Here is a 17,709-nt window from a genome sequence, read left to right as displayed (position 1 = left end):
AGCCGAAGAAGAAAACTCAGCGCGTTGGTACTGGCTTTCTGACTGGTGTCAATCCACGAAGGGCTGCACGGGAACCAATTGCGCCAAGTTGCGGCCCTTATGCAGCAGTTTTCGGCACACTATTATGACGGCAATGTTTCTTGCCTTGGTTTTCCAGGCGAGTTTTGACCATCAGACAGTCAGATAACGCCTGACGTCCGCCTCAGACATGTCGTCGCCACGTCCGGATAAAACCACTTCGCCGCGGTCCATAACCGCGTAATCATCTGCAAGATCCCGGGCGAACTCGAAATATTGTTCAACCAGGACAATCGCCATTGTCCCCTGATCCCGCAACCAGGAAATGGCCCGGCCAATGTCCTTGATGATCGAAGGCTGAATTCCTTCGGTCGGTTCATCCAAAACCAGCAGTTTTGGGCGAGTAACCAAGGCTCTGGCGATCGCAAGCTGTTGCTGTTGCCCGCCGGATAGATCGCCGCCACGGCGATGCAGCATGTCCTTTAGCACCGGAAAAAGCTCGAAGATCGTATCCGGGATAAACCGTTCCTTGCGCGGGATCGGCGCATATCCGGTTTCAAGGTTCTCCTTGACCGACAAAAGGGGAAACACTTCGCGCCCTTGTGGAACAATGGCGATGCCCTTCTTGGCCCGCGCATGCGGCGGCAGGTTGGAGATGTCTTCACCGTTCCAGAAGATATGCCCGGAGCTGATGGGTTGCTGGCCGGCGACTGCGCGCAACGTCGACGTCTTGCCGACACCGTTACGGCCCATAAGACAGGTCACTTTGCCCGTTTCAGCACTCAAAGAGACACCTTTAAGTGCTTGGGCGGCGCCATAGTGGAGATTAATGTTTTCGACTTTGAGCATGTCTCACCGCCCCAGATAGACTTCAACAACCCGCTCGTCGGCGGAGACGTGATCAAGAGAGCCCTCGGCCAGAACAGATCCTTCGTGCAGGACCGTGACTTTCACACCAAGGGAGCGGACGAAATCCATGTCGTGTTCGACGACAACGACGGAATGGTCTTTGGCAATCTCTTTCAAGAGTTCGGCTGTTTCTGCTGTTTCCGCGTCGGTCATACCGGCGGCAGGCTCATCCACGAGCAAGAGCTTTGGATCCTGGGCCAGCAGCATCCCGATTTCCAGCCATTGTTTCTGGCCGTGGGAGAGATTTGCCGCCAGCTCATCGCGTTTTTCGCCGAGGCGGATCAGCTCAAGAAGCTCTTCAATCCGCTTTTTTTCTGCGCTTGTAATGACGTGAAACAGGGTTGCGAACGGACCGCGCGGCGCTTTCAGGGAAAGTTCGAGATTGTCCCAGACCGTATGGCTTTCGAACACGGTCGGCTTTTGAAACTTGCGGCCAATGCCAAGCTCGGCGATGGAGGCTTCGTCTTCTCCAGTCAGGTCGATGACACCGTTGAAGAAGACCTCTCCCGTATCAGGCCGGGTTTTGCCGGTAATGATATCCATCATCGTGGTTTTGCCGGCACCATTTGGGCCGATGATCGCCCGCATTTCTCCCGGATCAATGGTGAGCGAGAGGTCGTTGATCGCCTTGAAGCCGTCGAAGGAGACTGAGACACCGTCCAGATAAAGCTGGCTTGTTGATCTGGCCATGAGTTACTCCGCGGGCTGAGGTTCTGATGCAAGGGGTTTGCCCTTTCCTGGCCCGGCAAGATTGGCGGGCGCAGCCGGGCTTTGAGGCGGTGCTGTCGGCGGCGTGCCAGACCCGCTTTCCGCGCTTGCCGACACTTTGCGCTGCTTCAGTGCCGTCCACCCTTGTGAGACTGTCCCGACAATGCCTTTGGGCAGGAACAGGGTAACCACCACGAACAGGCCGCCGAGAGCGAACAGCCAGATGTCCGGGAGGACGGCGGTGAACCATGTCTTGGCGAAGTTCACAAGAACTGCTCCGAGGACGGCGCCGACCAGTGTCCCACGCCCGCCAACTGCGACCCAGATCACCACTTCAATGGAGTTGGCTGGCGCGAACTCGCCCGGGTTGATGATGCCAACTTGAGGAACATAAAGCGCACCTGCAATCCCGGCCATCATCGCTGATATGGTCCAGACAAAGAGCTTGTAGTGTTCGACCCGGTAGCCGAGGAACCGTGTCCGGCTTTCCGCATCGCGCACGGCGACCAGCACCTTGCCCAGTTTCGACCGCGTGATCGCCCGGCAGATGATGTAACAAAGGCCGAGGGCAATCCCGGAGGCTGCGAAAAGCGCCGCCCGTGTCGTGTCCGCCTGGATGTCGAAACCCAGGATGTCTTTGAAGTCTGTCAGGCCGTTGTTGCCACCGAACCCCATGTCATTGCGGAAAAAGGCCAGCAACAGCGCGTAGGTCAGGGCTTGCGTGATGATGGAGAGGTAAACGCCCGTAACGCGCGAGCGGAAAGCGAACCAGCCGAACACGAAGGCTAGAGCGCCTGGAACCAACACCACCATCAGTGCTGCAAACCAGAACATGTCAAAGCCGTACCAGAACCAGGGCAGGGCATCCCAGTTCAGAAACACCATGAAATCGGGAAGGATCGGGTCGCCATAAACGCCCCGGCTACCGATCTGGCGCATCAGGTACATGCCCATGGCATAACCGCCGAGCGCAAAAAAGGCGGCATGGCCGAGCGACAAGATTCCGCAGAAGCCCCAGACGAGATCGACTGACAGGGCAAGCAGTGCATAGGTCAGGTACTTGCCCATCAGCGCAACCGCATAGGTCGGAACATGGAACGGGGAATCTTCCGGGACCAGGAGATTGCCGGCCGGGACAAGCAGGATCACAGCGGTGAGCAGCGCCAGGAAGATACCGGCACGGGCGTCCATGGCCCGGAACAGAAAGGACGTCATCATGCTTCGACTGCCCGGCCCTTGAGGGCAAACAGACCCCGTGGACGCTTTTGAATGAATAGGATGATGAAGACGAGCACCAGGATCTTGGCAAGAACCGCCCCGGCATAAGGCTCAAGGAACTTGTTGACCACGCCAAGGGTCATGGCGCCAACCAGGGTGCCCCAAAGGTTGCCAACCCCGCCAAAGACCACGACCATGAAGCTGTCGATGATGTAGCCTTGTCCGAGGTTCGGGGAAACGTTGTCGATCTGGGAGAGAGCAACTCCGGCAATCCCCGCGATCCCTGAACCGAGGCCAAAGGTCAGAGCGTCGATCCAGGGCGTGCGGATCCCCATGGACGCGGCCATACGCCGGTTTTGGGTCACGGCTCGTGTGTAGAGACCGAACGGCGTTTTCTTCAGGACCAGGATCAGCCCGGCAAAGACCAGCAAGGCAAACAGGATGATCCACATCCGATTGTAGGTAACGGTCATCTGGCCGATTTCGAAGGCGCCTGACATCCAGTCCGGGTTGCCGACTTCGCGGTTTGTCGGGCCAAAGATCGACCGGACGGCTTGCTGCAAAATGAGCGAGATGCCCCAGGTAGCAAGAAGTGTTTCCAGCGGACGGCCATAGAGCCAGCGGATGACGCCGCGCTCAATCCCGATGCCGATAAGGCCAGAGGTCGCGAAGGCAAGCGGAAGAGCAATGAACAGAGAATAGTCGAAAAGGCCCGGCGCGGAAGTGCGGATCAGCTCCTGCACCACAAAGGTGACATACGCACCGATCATGACCATTTCGCCGTGGGCCATGTTGATGACCCCCATGACGCCGAAGGTGATGGCAAGGCCAATTGCGGCAAGCAGCAAAACGGAGCCGAGCGACAGGCCGTACCAGATGTTCTGAGCAGCATCCCAAGTGGCGATGGACTTCTCGATCTTGGCAACTGCGTTTGCGGCAGCTTCTTGAACCGCGCCCGTGGAGGCGGATTGAGTAGCAATCAGAAGGGAGAGCGCATCCCGGTTGCCCATGTCGGACAACGTTTGAACTGCCTCAAGCTTTTCACTCTCATCCAGATCGGAATTCAGGACGGCCGCCGCTCGCGCCTGCTCCATGACTGTGCGGACGTTGTCGTCGGTTTCGGCGGCAAGCGCTTCATCCAGCGCTTCAATCTTCTCCGGATCCTGGGCTTTGAAAATCGCTTCGGCGGCTGTCATGCGGACAGCCGGATCGGGTGCCTGCAGGGTCAGTGATCCAAGTGCAGCTCGTATGACGCGGCGGAGCCGGTTGTTGACCTTGATCTTTTTGACTTCTCGGCGGCCCGCCGTGCCTGCAGCCTCTCCTGTGAGAGGGTCGGTGAGATTATAGGATTTCCCCTCCCTTTGAGCGATGAAGACCATTCCGTCAGATTTGCGGAAATAAAGATCGCCCGCGCTGAGCGCTTCAAGCGCTGGCGCAACAGCTGGATCGCCAGTTGCCTTGAGCGCTTCAACCTGGCGCTGGGTTTCGTCGAATTTGCCTTCGGCAAGTTCATTGACCAGCGGCCGGAGCGCTTCGCTGCTGTCTTGTGCGGAAACTGATCCGATTGACAGCACTGCAAGGCATAGGAGAACGAGGAATGATTTCAAAAAGGACATTGGTCCACCGCGGTTGGAAGATATCCGCCAATCATCCTGCGGATCCGCTGTCACGGCGTCTCGAAGGATGAAGTTCCTTTAGAGGGGGCAACAGGGGATCACCTGTTCTTGGCGACTGGGAAGAAAACGGGACGGGCCCCCATCAACGCCCGTCCCGCATATTCCAGCTCTTAACTTAGGAGCCGGATCCACCGCATTTGCCGGTTACGGTGTTGAAGTTGCCGCAGGACAGCGGAGCGCGCCAATCCGCGATCAGGTCCTTGGAGCCTTCCAGATAATCCGACCAGGCATCGCCGACAACGAGGCCGGAGGTTTCCCAAACGGTTTCAAATTGGCCGTCGTCCTGGATCTCACCAATCAGCACCGGCTTGGTGATGTGGTGGTTCGGCATCATGGCAGAGTAGCCGCCGGTCAGGTTCGGAACGGACACGCCAACGATCGCGTCAATGACAGCGTCCGGATCTGTGGTGCCGGCCTTGTTGACAGCCTCAACCCACATGTTGAAGCCAATGTAATGGGCTTCCATCGGGTCGTTGGTCACACGCTCTTCGTCACCGACAAAGGCTTGCCAGGTTTCGATGAACTCTGCGTTTGCATCAGTGTCGGCGGACTGGAAGTAGTTCCAGGCTGCCAAGTGGCCGACGAGCGGGGCGGTGTCGAGGCCGGCGAGTTCTTCTTCACCTACGGAGAAGGCAACAACCGGGATGTCTTCAGCTTTGATACCGGCGTTGCCGAGTTCTTTGTAGAACGGAACGTTGGCATCACCGTTGATGGTGGAGACCACGGCGGTCTTTTTGCCAGCTGACCCGAAGGCTTTGATGTCCGACACGATCGTCTGCCAATCGGAATGACCGAACGGCGTGTAGTTGATCATGATGTCTTCTTCGGCAACACCCTTGGACTTGAGGTATGCTTCAAGGATCTTGTTGGTCGTACGCGGATAGACGTAGTCGGTACCTGCCAGAACCCAGCGCTCGACGCCTTCTTCGTTCATCAGGTAATCAACAGCCGGAATGGCTTGCTGGTTCGGCGCAGCACCGGTGTAGAAGACGTTGCGCTGGGATTCTTCGCCTTCGTATTGAACCGGGTAGAACAGAAGAGAATTCAGCTCTTCAAAGACCGGAAGAACGGATTTGCGGGAGACGGACGTCCAGCAGCCAAAGACCGCATCAACACCGTTCACTTCGATGAGCTCACGCGCCTTTTCGGCAAACAGCGGCCAGTCGGAAGCCGGATCGACGACAACGGCTTCGAGTTTCTTGCCGAGGAGGCCACCCTTCTTGTTCTGCTCTTCGATGAGCATCAGCATGGCGTCTTTCAACGTGGTTTCGGAAATCGCCATCGTGCCGGAGAGCGAGTGCAGAATACCAACCTTGATGGTTTCCTCAGCTGCGGCACCGCCGATCATGGTGGACGCCATCAGGCCGCCCAGCATCAGTTGCTTGAATGTCTTGGTCATTGACTTTCCCCTCTTGAGTGACGTCACCAGCCCCCATGCCGGTGCGAGGCGGCTGGAAGGAGTGCCGCTGTCGGAGAAGGATCGTGCGGTGGTTTGTTGCGGTGCGATATACGTCAATTGACGTAAGTTGCCGGTCGCTATCGTCTAAGATTTTGTAATTATAAGTGAAATTCTGGCGAGTTGTCGCGTTGACCGCTCAGGCAGGGAAGGTAACCCGATAAAATAACCTCCATCACCCTATCTGCAGATTGGTGGTGGCTGCTTCCTCTCAAAGGGCTGGCGCAAAACTTGCTCTGCTTCATCAAAACGAAAAAACGCGGAGCGCAAGTGGGGAATGGAGGCTCGGATCTGCCTGCAGAAAGGGCGGCTGCCTATTATTGAGGCAGCTCAGTGACGGCGCGCCAACGCATCGTGCCGATCCGGCGCCAGTATAACAAATGGGTCAACAATCAGACCCTTGAGGATTATGCGCTCCGGTTCACCGCCAAGGGTGCACGGAAATTCTCATCTCGTGCCATCTCCCAAACGGCCATTGGGGCCATCTCTTTCCTTGCTCTGGAAGCGATCGGTGGAGCGATCACGCTCTCCCACGGAACGGCAAATGCCTTTCTCGCTATTTTCGTCGGAAGCCTGGTCCTTCTGGTCGTCGGCCTGCCGATAAGCCGGTATGCGGTCCGATATGGCGTGGACATTGATCTTCTGACTCGCGGGGCAGGGTTTGGCTATATCGGATCAACAATTACATCGCTGATCTACGCCAGTTTCACCTTTATTCTCTTCGCGATCGAAGCCTCGATCATGTCTGGGGCTTTGGAGTTTGCATTCGGGATACCGCTTTGGCTCGGCTATATCATCAGCGCGGTCGCGGTTATTCCTCTGGTCACTCATGGCATCACCTGGATCAGCCGGTTTCAGTTGGCGACCCAGCCCTTCTGGATCATCCTGAACATTCTACCCTTCGTCTTCATTCTGTTTACGGACTGGCAGGCCCTCGGCACCTGGCTGAGTTTTTCCGGCATTGACCCGGCAACTGGTGCGCCAAAAGCCGCACAAAGCGGTTGGGATAGCATCAGTCTGATCAGCTTTGGCGCAGCATCCGCTGTGATCCTTGCTTTAATGGCACAGATCGGAGAGCAGGTTGATTTTCTGCGGTTTTTGCCGGCCACTGACCACGGTAGGAAGCGTCACAGGCTGGCAGTATTCCTCGCCGGGCCCGGTTGGGTCATTCTCGGTGCACCGAAGATGATCGCGGGGTCGTTCCTCGCGGTTCTTGTCTTGTCCCACGGCGTGCCGGTCGAGCATGCGGACGATCCATCAAGAATGTACACCGTGGCGTTCGGATACATGATACCGAACGAGACAGTTGTGCTGTTGCTGATGGCGGCCTTTGTTGTTGTGGCGCAGCTCAAAATCAACGTGATGAATGCCTATGCGGGCTCGCTTGCCTGGTCGAACTTCTTCTCCCGTCTAACCCATTCGCATCCGGGCCGGGTTGTCTGGCTCGTGTTCAATGTGGTTATCGCGCTTCTTTTGATGGAGCTGGGCATCTACCGGATGCTGGAGGAAACGCTGGGTGTTTTCTCAATCATCGCCATGGCCTGGCTTTCAGCTATCTCGGCTGATCTCTTCATCAACAAACCGCTCGGTCTTTCCCCGCCCGGGATCGAATTCAAGCGGGCGCACCTTTATGACATCAACCCTGTCGGCACTGGCGCGATGCTGCTGGCTGCGGGCTTGGCACTCGCCGCGCAGTTCGGCTATTTCGGTGAGGTGGCCGCAGCGCTCTCGACCTTCCTTGCCATGGCCATCGCGTTCGTGGCTGCACCGCTCATCGCCTGGGCGACCAAGGGCCAATACTACCTTGCGCGCAAGCCGCGCAAAAGTTGGCAGGCGCGAGATCACATAGCCTGTTCCATTTGCGAGAATCCTTTTGAGCCGGAAGATATGGCGTACTGTCCCGCCTATCAGGCACCGATCTGCTCCCTGTGTTGCTCGCTGGATGCCAGATGTCATGATTCCTGCAAACCCAAGGCGCGCCTGAATTATCAGCTCGGGTCGGTGGCTGGTGCAGTGCTGCCAGTGCCGGTAATGGAGATGTTTCAGACACGGCTTGGCCGGTATGCGCTGACGGCCGTCTTCGGTATCGCTGCAATTGGAGCTGTGCTCTGGATCATCTATGCCCAAGCCGTCAGCCGCCTTGGAGATCCAACCGGGATTTTGGGCGAAATCGTCGCCCTCATCTTCTTCGTCTTCGCGATCGCGGCTGGTATCGCGTCCTGGTTCCTGGTGCTTGCGCATGACACCCGCCATGTGGCTGAAGAAGAATCCGCCCGCCAGAACGCTCTTTTGCAGAAGGAAATTGACGCTCACAATGTCACCGATGCCGCGCTTCAAAAGGCCAAGGAAGATGCGGAAGCTGCCAATCTTGCGAAAAGCCGCTATGTGGTCGGCCTCAGCCATGAACTGCGGACGCCTCTCAATGCAGTCCTCGGTTATGCCCAGGTTTTGGAGCGGGATGAGGCGCTGCCGACAGCCCGAAAACCGGCTGTGACGACCATTCGCCGAAGCGCCGAGCACCTTTCCGGCTTGATCGACGGATTGTTGGATATTTCACGGATTGAGGCCGGCCGATTGCAGGTCTATTCGAATGAGATCAATTGCCACGAGTTCCTTGATCAAATCGTTGACATGTTCCGAATGCAGGCGAAAGCAAAGGGACTGGACTTTCATTTCGAACGGGCTGACAACCTGCCGGTGATCGTGCGCACCGACGAAAAGCGTCTGCGTCAAATCCTGGTCAACCTGTTGTCGAACGCCATCAAGTTTACGAACGCTGGGCACGTTTCCTTCGCCGTGACCTATAGGTCGCAAGTTGCGAGCTTTGTGGTCGAGGACAGCGGCCCAGGCATCCCCCTCAATGAACAGGCAAAAATCTTCGAACCCTTCGCGCGCAGTGCAACTCAGGAGACCGACAGGATCCCAGGCTTGGGGTTAGGGCTCACGATTACAAAGCTGCTGACCGAAACGCTTGGCGGCGCCGTTGCGCTCTCCAGTTCTGAGGGAGACGGCTCCAGGTTTGAAGTCCGGCTCATGCTGGCTGCAGTTGACAAGCCTGTGACAGCGGTTCGCCGTGAAAAACGGATCAGTGGTTATGTGGGTCCTCGTCAGACGATCGCGGTGATCGACGACAACCCGGACCACCGGGCACTGGTACGCGATATCCTCGATCCACTTGGTTTCGTTGTTCTCGAGGCTGCGAGTGCCAACCAGTGTGTTGAAGTTGTCTTGCCCCTCAAGCCGGACCTCTATCTTGTAGACATCCTTATGCCCGGGACAAACGGCTGGGAGCTGGTTAAGGATCTGCGGATGAAAGGGGAAACGGCTCCGATCATTATGCTGTCGGCCAATATCGGTGATCAGGCGCTGAAACCGGAAGGGCCAACCAATCACACTGCGTCGCTCGCCAAGCCGTTTGATATTCACCAGCTGCTCGATCTGATCCAACAACATACGGGTGTCGAATGGAGCGAACATGCGCAGGTGGAATCAGAGTTGGCACTTTCTCAAAGCTCTGCATTGACGTCGCCGGGAGTGCGTCATGTTGCCGATCTGATCAATCTCGCTGAAATTGGCTATGTTGAGGGGATTGAGGCGAAGTTGACGGAGCTGACCGAAGACCCGGTCAACGAGCCGCTGGTTCGAGCGCTGCAGGAGCACCTGAGCCGGTTCGATTTTGAAGGGTACAAGAATGTGTTGAACGGATTGGAGAGGCAGGATGGATAACCGCCGCGACACCGTTCTTGTGGTTGACGACAGCCCGGACTCCCTCGGTTTTGTAACAGAAGCTCTGAAAAAGACCGGCATTGCGGTCCTGGTTGCGACCAGTGGTGAAGCAGCTCTCTCCATTTGCGAGAGGGTAACCCCGGACACAATCCTCATGGATGCAGTGATGCCGGGGCTCGACGGGTTCGAAACCTGCCGGAAGCTCAAGGAGAACCAAGGCCTTCAGCATGTTCCTGTGATTTTCATGACAGGGCTTTCGGAGACGGAACACATCGTAAAGGCATTGGATTGCGGCGGGGTCGACTTTCTCACCAAGCCCATTGATGTTGATGAGCTGAAGGCCCGGATCAAGGTGCATTTGCGCAATGCCCGATCGGTCCAAAGCGCACATGTTGCAATGGACGCCGCTGGGCGCCACCTTGTCGCCGTCTCCTCGGAAGGGGCGATTCTTTGGACCACGCCACAGATCCACACCCTTTTGGCGCGGACGGGCGCTGCAGATGCAACGCTTTTTCAGCTGGGCCGTGCACTTGGCGAATGGCTTGAAAGCAGTGCAGATACGCCACGGCGCGGCAGCTTTATGTTGGGACTCTCTGAAGAATTGGCCGTCCAGCTCTATCCTCTCGGCCGCGTTGGGCCGGATGAGAATCTCTTTCGCGTGACGGCGGAAGACGAAGAAGGGCAAGTACGGGCGCTGCAGGTCGAGTTTCAGCTGACCCAGCGCGAAGCAGAAGTCCTGATCTGGATTGCCAAAGGCAAGTCCAACAAGGATATTGGCGAAATCCTGAACCTGAGCCCACGGACAGTGAACAAGCACCTTGAGCAGATTTTTGTAAAGCTCGGGGTCGAGAACCGCGCCTCCGCCGCCGTCCGGGCTGCAGAGGTCATGTTCGCGCTCTAAGTTTCCAGATCCGAAAACCACGATTGATCTGCCAGTTGGGGCAGCGGGATGGACTTTTGCGCCTGTTTCTGGCACTCAAGGGAATCGTAATTGACATAAACTTACAAATTTCGGGTTATGACAACTGCATATTCAGGTCTGGTGAGCAATCTTCTGCAAGGCTATGCCGAGGCTGGTTACAGTAAGGCAGATGCACTCACCGCGGCCAAGCTTGAGTGTTTGTCGGATGCGCCGACAGCGCAGGATTTCATCCGCCTCAGCCGCGCAATCTCCCTTCAGATGAACGACGAGTTCGCCGGGCAGCTGGAGCGGCCCCAGCGCATTGGGACGCTGGCCCTTATGGCGGAGCATGCTTCGCGCGGACGGACGGTCGGAGGCGCGTTCTCGCGGCTGGCGGAATTCATGAACATGCTGGACAACACGTTCACTGTGACATTTTCCACTGCCGGTTCAGAGTGCCTGTTTCAGCTCGAGCGCACGACCCCAGCCTTTCCGAAGTCGGAATTTGGTATTGAGGCTATCTTGGTGCTGATGCACCGGCTGACGGGGTGGCTCGCCGGTAAATGGGTGCCGCTGGCGTCGGTCTGGTTCGACTATCCACGGCCGGCCTGGGCGTCGGGTTGCGGCGAACTCTTCCCCGGCGCACGTTCTTCGTTTTCCTCTGAAAACAGCGGCTTTTCTATGCCGATCGATGTGCAGTCCTGGTCTTTGCAACGGAGTGCGGAGGCGGCCATTGCCTGGGCCCGGCGCACCCCGATGGATGCCTTCATGCCCGTGGCTTTGCTTCAGGATGTGTCACAAGAGGTGGCGGGGCTGATTGAAGCGGCGATCGTTGAAAACAGGCCGCTGCCGTCCATGGATGAACTTGCCAGCCTCCTTGACATGCCGGTCTATACGCTGCGACGCCGTTTGAAAAAAGAAGGCGTCTCACTTCCAGATATCCGACTTCAGGTCAAGCGGGACCATGCTCGTGCGATGCTGGCGGAAACAGACGAGAGTATCGAAGCCATCGCGCTGCGCCTCGGATTCAGTGAGACCAGCGCTTTCATTCGTGCTTTCAAAGAGTGGACAGGCGTGACACCGCGGACGTACCGGCAATCCGGACGTCTTCAGGTTCCTGTGCCGGGTCATCGCACATTCAGATAGAAATTGACAAAAAGTAACAAGTGCGCCACCTTTCCGTAAACGTAAGAATTGGACCCTTGGGAGGTAATCGTGTCTGTTTTTGCCGCCACCGCATCCTGGCCTCAGGAAGAGCACCGAATGTTCTACGATTCAGCGTCGCGTTTGCTGGATGATGAAATGGTGCCGAATATCGAAAAGTGGAACGATCAGGGTGTCGTTGACCGCGAGTTTTGGACCAAGACCGGGGAGGCCGGAATTCTGGGCGCTGCGCTTCCCGAAGAGTTTGGCGGCGCCGGAGCCCCGATCAGTTTTGATGCGGTGACGGCCTACCTGCAGGGCCGCAAAGGCGAGAGCAGCTGGGGGTTTTCCATCCAGTCGATCGTCAATCACTATGTTGCAGCTTATGGCACGGACAGCCAGAAAGAGCGCTGGCTGCCGAAGCTTGCCTCCGGCGAATATGTCGGTGCAATTGCCATGACCGAACCCGGCACCGGGTCCGATCTTCAGAGCGTCAAGACGTCAGCCGAGCTTGTCGGCAATGAGTACGTGCTGAACGGGTCGAAGATTTTCATCACCAATGGCCAGACTGCAGACCTGATCATTGTTGTTGCCAAGACCGACAAGACGAAAGGGTCGAAGGGCGTCTCCCTCCTTGTTCTAGAAACTGAGGGCGCAGATGGGTTCACGCGGGGACGGAACCTCAAGAAACTCGGCTGCAAGGCGAATGACACATCCGAGCTGTTCTTCGAAGACGTGCGGGTCCCCCCGGAGAACCTTCTGGGCGGCGAAGAAGGGCAGGGCTTTTATCAGCTGATGAAGCAGCTGCCCTGGGAGCGGCTGATCATTGCATGTCTGGCGCTGGGCGTAATCGACTTCGCGATCGATGAGACGGTTCGCTACGTTCAGGACCGGAAGGCCTTTGGTCAGCGTGTCATGGACTTTCAGAATACGCGGTTCAAGCTGGCCGAGTGCAAGACCAAGGCGGAAGTGCTGCGCAGTTTCGTAAGCGATTGTATTGCGCGGATGGACGAGGGCACGCTGGATGCGGCAACAGCATCCATGGCGAAATACTGGGGCACGCAAGTTCAGAACGAGATCGCCAACGAATGCCTGCAGCTGCATGGCGGCTATGGCTATATGATGGAGTATCCGATTGCCCGCATCTATGCCGATTCACGGGTGCAGATGATTTATGGCGGCAGCAATGAGATCATGAAAGAGCTGATCGCCCGGTCCATAGACATCTGATCGGCTGCAGCGGCACCAAGTAATACAGTTAGCGGCCTGAGGGATCTTTCCTCCGGCCGTTTTTCAGTGTGTTAGAGCCCAAGGCTGCGAAGGGCCACGACACTGAAAATCCCCGCCGAAACGCTGATGATCAGCGAAAAACGCAATGTCAGAACGCCTGCCAGGATGATCGCGATGGCCTCCGCGGGCCCCTCCGTCGTCGCGGCGGGGGCTACCAGCGCGGTGAGGACGGCCACCGGGACGGTATCGAGCGCAGCTTCCGCGCGGTGATGAAGCGCACCGAACCGCGACAGGATCAGATGTCCGCCGGTTCTTGTGAGGTAGGTGGCCAGGGCACACAGGCAGATGATCAGAACGGTGTTATCCATGGGACACCTCTTCCTTGGGACGGCTGAGCAGGGCGGCCGCGGCAAGGCCGCAAAGGCCGCCAATCGTGATGTGCCAGGGACTGCCAATCGTGTGGAAGGCGAGGGTTGAGGCGGCTGCACTGACAAGCAGGATCACTCCGAACCCGCGGCGGGTGTGAAAACCGGCGACAAGGCCAGCGAAATAGACCGGAAGGATCACATCAAGACCGAAGGCGGCCGGATCTTCAATCAGCGACCCGAAGGCAGCGCCGACGCAGTTGGATGTGATCCAGACAGCGTAAATGGCCGCTGCGAACGAAAAGTAATAGGCCGGCCGAAGGCCTTCCCGGCCTGCGCGCCGCTCAGAAGCAGCATATTGAGGGTCCACCAGAAGAAAGAAGGCGAGCGCTTTCTGCAGTGCTGAGAATTTGTGCATGTGGCGGCCGACAGCGGCGGAATAAAGCACATGCCGGAAGTTCACCGCAAAGACCGTCAGAACGATGGACCAGGCCGGAACGCCCTGGCCAAGCAAGTCCAGCATGACGAACTGACTGGCCCCGGCATAGATCGACATGGATGTCAGCAACAGCTCGCCAAAGGTCAGCCCGTTCTCCAGTGCAATGGCGCCGAATACGGCCGCAAATGGTGCAACAGCGAAGAGGATCGGGAGAGAATCCCGGATACCGTCCGAAACATCGGACCGGAGGGGGCTCGTCGGATCTTCTGCGGAACACGGTGGCCCGCTGTCGTGGCTCATGATGCTCATTGTGTCGGCCTGAAGGGCTGTTCGATTATTAGAACGTTGTTCGAATAAATGAACGATATCGATCTGTTTGTCAAATCGAACAATTGAGTGATAAAACGAACGAATGATGAGAGACCATGTGACATGACGCCGATCACCCTGATTGCACAAGCCATTCAACGGGAAAGAATGAAAGCAGACATGAGCCTGTCTGCGCTGGCAAAGGCGGCCGGCCTGGCTAAATCGACCTTGTCCCAGTTGGAAGCGGGTCAGGGCAACCCGAGTGTTGAAACACTTTGGGCGATCGCAAGTGCACTCAATATCCCGTTCAGTTTCCTGTTCGAGACGGGGACGACGGATAAAACACTCATCCGGGCCGGGGAAGGGGATCCGGTTGCCTCGGAAGCGGCCGGATTTACCGCTGTCCTGCTGGCAAATTGCCCGCCTGGCCGCCGCCGCGATCTTTACCGGACCAGCCTTTCCGGCGGTGCGTTGCGGGCAGCTGAGCCGCATCCAGCCGGCACAATTGAACATGTTTTCGTGGCAAAAGGCGAGATCCGCGTCGGCCCCGCAGACGAACCGGAAACCCTCTCAGAAGGGGACTATTTCCGGTTTTCCGGCGACGTCGCCCACAGTTATGAGGTCCTCTCCAAAGAGGCTGTCATTCTTCTGGTGATGGAAAGCCCGGTCTAGGCTCAGTAGCTCTTTCGAACAGGGCAGCCTTGGTCTCGTGGTCTGATGCCGCGTTGAGCGCTAGGCAATGTCAACGTATCCGACAATTCCCTCGTAGGTGTATTGCGAGAGCGTGTTGATCACGTTGTCCCGTTCCGCCTGAACAGCTGTATAGAAATGCGTTCCCGTTTCCGTATTGAAAAAACGATAGAGTGCAATGTCGTCGGCGTCCGCAGTACTGTGGAGGTGATAGGCAACGCCTTCATAGTTGAACTGAGGCAGAGTTGAGATCACTGAGTCGCGTTCCGCGGCGCTTGCTGTGAAGAAGTGCGTGCCCGTATCTGTGTTGTAAAACCGGTAGAACTCGACCGCATTGGAACCCGTGCTGTCGACACTCTTATAAGCGACGCCTTCGTAGCTGTATTGGGATGAGCTCGTGTTGATCGAGGTCGCCTCGGCATAAGCCGAGGTGTAAAAATGGGTCCCGGTCGAGCTGTTGTAAAAGCGGTAAACACCGTCTTCGACCAAGTCGACCGTTACTGTGCTGCCGCTTGATGTGGGATCAAACCTGCCGCCGGACAGTGCCACATCGTTGTCGCGAATGTAGTCGCGCAACCAATACTCATGGCCGGCAATATCAACAGCTGCAATGCCGGTGGAGACAATTCCGACCACATAGGGCCCATCACCGTAGTCATAGAATACTGGGCCGCCCGAATTGCCGCTGTTGACCTCAAGGTCTCCATTATAGAGGAACGCATAGTCGTTGAAAGGCGCGTTGCTGACGGAGCCGGTGTCATACATGGGCTGCCGGCCATAGATGCCCGGGTATCCCAGAACACCCACGTTCCCGCCGTTGAACCCGTAGTCCATTCCCATCCAGCCATAGACGTCTCCGGCTGCCTCGCTAAGAGTGAATAGGGCGATATCAAGTTCGGTCTCCCCTAGAGTGCCGGAATTGAAATCACCCCAATACAAGCGTCCATCTGCGTCTGGATCGAAATCTGGAAAATAGTGAACAGTCGACCATTCGACAGTGTCGTTGAAAAAGTCGTCGGGATCGTATGACGGGTAAAGCACAATATCATCGGCAATACCCCAAATAGGGTCATAGACGACGTGGGCTGCCGTCAGGATGTCGTTGCGTCCAACGAGAACACCGCTTCCGGTATACGTTCCGTATCCGTACCAGGTCGCTTCGATGTAGATGCCGGTCGTTGCCGGATATATGTCGTCATCAACTTCGTAGGTCATCCTAGCCTCGAACGTTCCTTGATATGGCGATAAGTACCTTCGACTTTTCAAAACCGGCGGTGTCAGACCAGCGGGGAGCCAACTGCCCGGTTCTTCGAGCACTGATTAGGCAGTTTCCATCTCATCTGAGGTGAAATTTAGGCCGCTTGGATGCTGTGTTGCTGCCTGCGACGCTGTCAGAACGGCCGTAGGGCATAGTCGACAGCCGGATACGACCCGTTCATACCGGTTTCGCTGGCGCCGCTCTGCGTTCAGCTGAGCCTAGGAGGCTATCATTCTTCTGGTGATGGTAAGTCCGGTATGAGGTTTTGATGGTTCTGGCGTCACATTCAAGTGACAGTGTTGGAGCAACCGCTTAGAGAAGTCCCCAGTCCCGGCCTTCTGCAAGACCAAACATCAACATATGGCTGAGCGGATCGATCCCGGCATTGGCCACATCCGGGTTTGCGTTCAAATAACGATCCCCGTTGAAGTATTCTGAGGGGCTTCTTCCCTCGCGCCATCCGTGATCAAGGTAGTGCGTAAGCGGGTTGATGTCCGCCGCAGCGACGTCCGTGTTCTGTGCCAAATACCAGTCCGTATCGAACCAGCCATTCGGGTCACGGCCCTCCCGCCAGCCAAAGGTGTTGTAGTGCGCTGATCCGTCCAGCAGGGCGGCGGCCACATCACCGTTTTCCTGAAGGTAAAACACCTCATCAACACCGGCGTCCAGAACAGCGGATGTCCTGATCCCTGCCCCCTCAACCAGCCCTGTCTCTTCGCAGTGATTGGTGCCTTCGGGATTGGTGAAGTTAAACGCTGTGAAGCCGAGGCATTTCAGTTCAAGTTCAGCCTCTTCAAGGTATTGCAGCACCGGGTTGCCGTCGGTGGGGCCGGTTGCGACATAATCAAACACCTCGCCACTTGCCAGCAGCGATGTGCTGGAGGTTGTGGCGCCCACGGTTTTGAGACCATTCAGGGTCAAGACGGCAGTTAGGAACTCCCATTCTGCCCGGGTTGTCTGATCGTATTGATAGAGGATTGCGTCACGGATCGGTGCCATGATCGCGAGGGTGCGAGCGTATTCAATGGTGTTAGGATCTGTGATTGGTGTATCCGTCAGCACAAGTCGTTCGCCGCCCGAAAAGGGAGCTGCGGCAGCGGACTTCAGATTGCCGCTGCTGTCGGTGACCTGATTGTATCCGTAAGAGATGAGGCTGGTATCAAGTTGGTGTTCGCCACCTTCGAAGATCAGCGGTTCACCCGTGCGGGCGCTGAGCAAGCCGAAAGCCCAAAGCCCGGAAAGATCTGTCGCGGAGAGGGCGGAAGTTTTTGGTTCCAACAAACTCATCTCGCGCGCGCCCTCCGAATGATCATGTATTTGAGAGCGTTGCGTAATGCTGCCCCTGTCAGGATCCTACATCAATGACCGCACAAAGCCCATGAGGTCCAGATAAGACTGTTTCTGGACCTGCGTGGAGACTTTTTCGCAGAGGTAATCGTGCGCAGTTGAACTTTCGCAAAGCCGCTTTGATCACGATGCGAGTTGGTATGTAAATCGCTAGAAAATGGTGCAGGCAGAGAGTGTGAAGTGGAACACTCTCTTCGACCATTTGGAGGATTGGGAAAGCCATCTCAAAGCAGAAAACATCGACGTTGATGCGATCCTAGAAACACCATCTCGCAAGCCTGTTCGTCGTCGCGCCCCTCAAATGCGGGGGCCGTCT

At 56.8% G+C, this 17,709-nt stretch carries 14 protein-coding genes; 5 read left to right on the top strand and 9 right to left on the bottom strand.

Annotation, left to right across the window (positions count from 1 at the left end):
- Positions 1–171: 171 nt before the first annotated feature.
- From urtE to urtA, 5 genes are all read right to left on the bottom strand, one after another.
- Positions 172–867, bottom strand: coding sequence for an urea ABC transporter ATP-binding subunit UrtE (gene urtE / locus ACVDG4_RS08595; RefSeq protein WP_409689863.1), 696 nt, complete (start codon positions 865–867; stop codon positions 172–174).
- A gap of 3 nt (positions 868–870) precedes the next feature.
- Positions 871–1,617, bottom strand: coding sequence for an urea ABC transporter ATP-binding protein UrtD (urtD, locus tag ACVDG4_RS08590; protein ID WP_447234745.1), 747 nt, complete (start codon positions 1,615–1,617; stop codon positions 871–873).
- 3 nt (positions 1,618–1,620) lie between these two features.
- Positions 1,621–2,853, bottom strand: coding sequence for an urea ABC transporter permease subunit UrtC (gene urtC / locus ACVDG4_RS08585; RefSeq protein ID WP_409689870.1), 1,233 nt, complete (start codon positions 2,851–2,853; stop codon positions 1,621–1,623).
- A complete protein-coding gene (gene urtB / locus ACVDG4_RS08580; RefSeq protein ID WP_447234744.1) occupies positions 2,850–4,469 on the bottom strand; it encodes an urea ABC transporter permease subunit UrtB in 1,620 nt (539 codons plus the stop codon). Before urtB ends, urtC begins: the two co-directional genes overlap by 4 nt.
- A 175-nt stretch (positions 4,470–4,644) precedes the next feature.
- A complete protein-coding gene (gene urtA / locus ACVDG4_RS08575) occupies positions 4,645–5,928 on the bottom strand; it encodes an urea ABC transporter substrate-binding protein (protein WP_209002270.1) in 1,284 nt (427 codons plus the stop codon).
- Between the two features lie 390 nt (positions 5,929–6,318).
- Here urtA and ACVDG4_RS08570 point away from each other — a divergent pair, with 390 nt between their 5' ends.
- The 4 genes from ACVDG4_RS08570 to ACVDG4_RS08555 all read left to right on the top strand — a co-directional run bounded on the left by ACVDG4_RS08570 (position 6,319) and on the right by ACVDG4_RS08555 (position 12,985).
- The gene (locus tag ACVDG4_RS08570) at positions 6,319–9,711 is read left to right on the top strand and encodes a hybrid sensor histidine kinase/response regulator (protein ID WP_447234743.1); all 3,393 of its coding nucleotides are present in this window, start codon (positions 6,319–6,321) and stop codon (positions 9,709–9,711) included.
- Positions 9,704–10,612, top strand: a complete 909-nt coding sequence (locus tag ACVDG4_RS08565; protein WP_447234742.1) for a response regulator — start codon at positions 9,704–9,706, stop codon at positions 10,610–10,612. Before ACVDG4_RS08570 ends, ACVDG4_RS08565 begins: the two co-directional genes overlap by 8 nt.
- Before the next feature lie 117 nt (positions 10,613–10,729).
- Positions 10,730–11,758, top strand: a complete 1,029-nt coding sequence (locus ACVDG4_RS08560) for an AraC family transcriptional regulator (RefSeq protein WP_447234741.1) — start codon at positions 10,730–10,732, stop codon at positions 11,756–11,758.
- Between the two features lie 117 nt (positions 11,759–11,875).
- The gene (locus ACVDG4_RS08555) at positions 11,876–12,985 is read left to right on the top strand and encodes an acyl-CoA dehydrogenase family protein (RefSeq protein WP_209173705.1); all 1,110 of its coding nucleotides are present in this window, start codon (positions 11,876–11,878) and stop codon (positions 12,983–12,985) included.
- A gap of 71 nt (positions 12,986–13,056) precedes the next feature.
- Here ACVDG4_RS08555 and ACVDG4_RS08550 read toward each other — a convergent pair whose 3' ends face one another.
- Both ACVDG4_RS08550 and ACVDG4_RS08545 read right to left on the bottom strand, forming a co-directional pair.
- On the bottom strand, positions 13,057–13,353 hold the full coding sequence (locus tag ACVDG4_RS08550; RefSeq protein WP_447234740.1) for a branched-chain amino acid transport AzlD family protein: 297 nt from the start codon (positions 13,351–13,353) through the stop codon (positions 13,057–13,059).
- Positions 13,346–14,089, bottom strand: coding sequence for an AzlC family ABC transporter permease (locus ACVDG4_RS08545; RefSeq protein WP_447235101.1), 744 nt, complete (start codon positions 14,087–14,089; stop codon positions 13,346–13,348). Before ACVDG4_RS08545 ends, ACVDG4_RS08550 begins: the two co-directional genes overlap by 8 nt.
- Positions 14,090–14,221: 132 nt before the next feature.
- On the opposite strand from ACVDG4_RS08545, the gene ACVDG4_RS08540 reads away from it, so the two are divergent.
- Positions 14,222–14,770 carry a helix-turn-helix domain-containing protein gene (locus ACVDG4_RS08540; protein ID WP_447234739.1) on the top strand — a complete coding sequence of 183 codons (549 nt, stop codon included), beginning with the start codon at positions 14,222–14,224 and terminating at the stop codon, positions 14,768–14,770.
- 60 nt (positions 14,771–14,830) lie between these two features.
- On the opposite strand, the gene ACVDG4_RS08535 is transcribed toward ACVDG4_RS08540, so the two are convergent.
- Together ACVDG4_RS08535 and ACVDG4_RS08530 are read right to left on the bottom strand one after the other, a co-directional pair.
- Positions 14,831–16,003 (bottom strand): trypsin-like peptidase domain-containing protein, encoded by a 1,173-nt coding sequence (locus ACVDG4_RS08535; RefSeq protein WP_447234738.1) that lies wholly within the window; start codon positions 16,001–16,003, stop codon positions 14,831–14,833.
- Between the two features lie 355 nt (positions 16,004–16,358).
- Positions 16,359–17,333, bottom strand: a complete 975-nt coding sequence (locus tag ACVDG4_RS08530) for a hypothetical protein (protein WP_447234737.1) — start codon at positions 17,331–17,333, stop codon at positions 16,359–16,361.
- Positions 17,334–17,709 lie beyond the last annotated feature (376 nt).

Source organism: Roseibium sp. MB-4 (assembly GCF_053005265.1).
The sequence above is the reverse complement of the archived record's forward strand: the minus strand, read 5'-3'. Positions and strand labels throughout refer to the sequence as shown.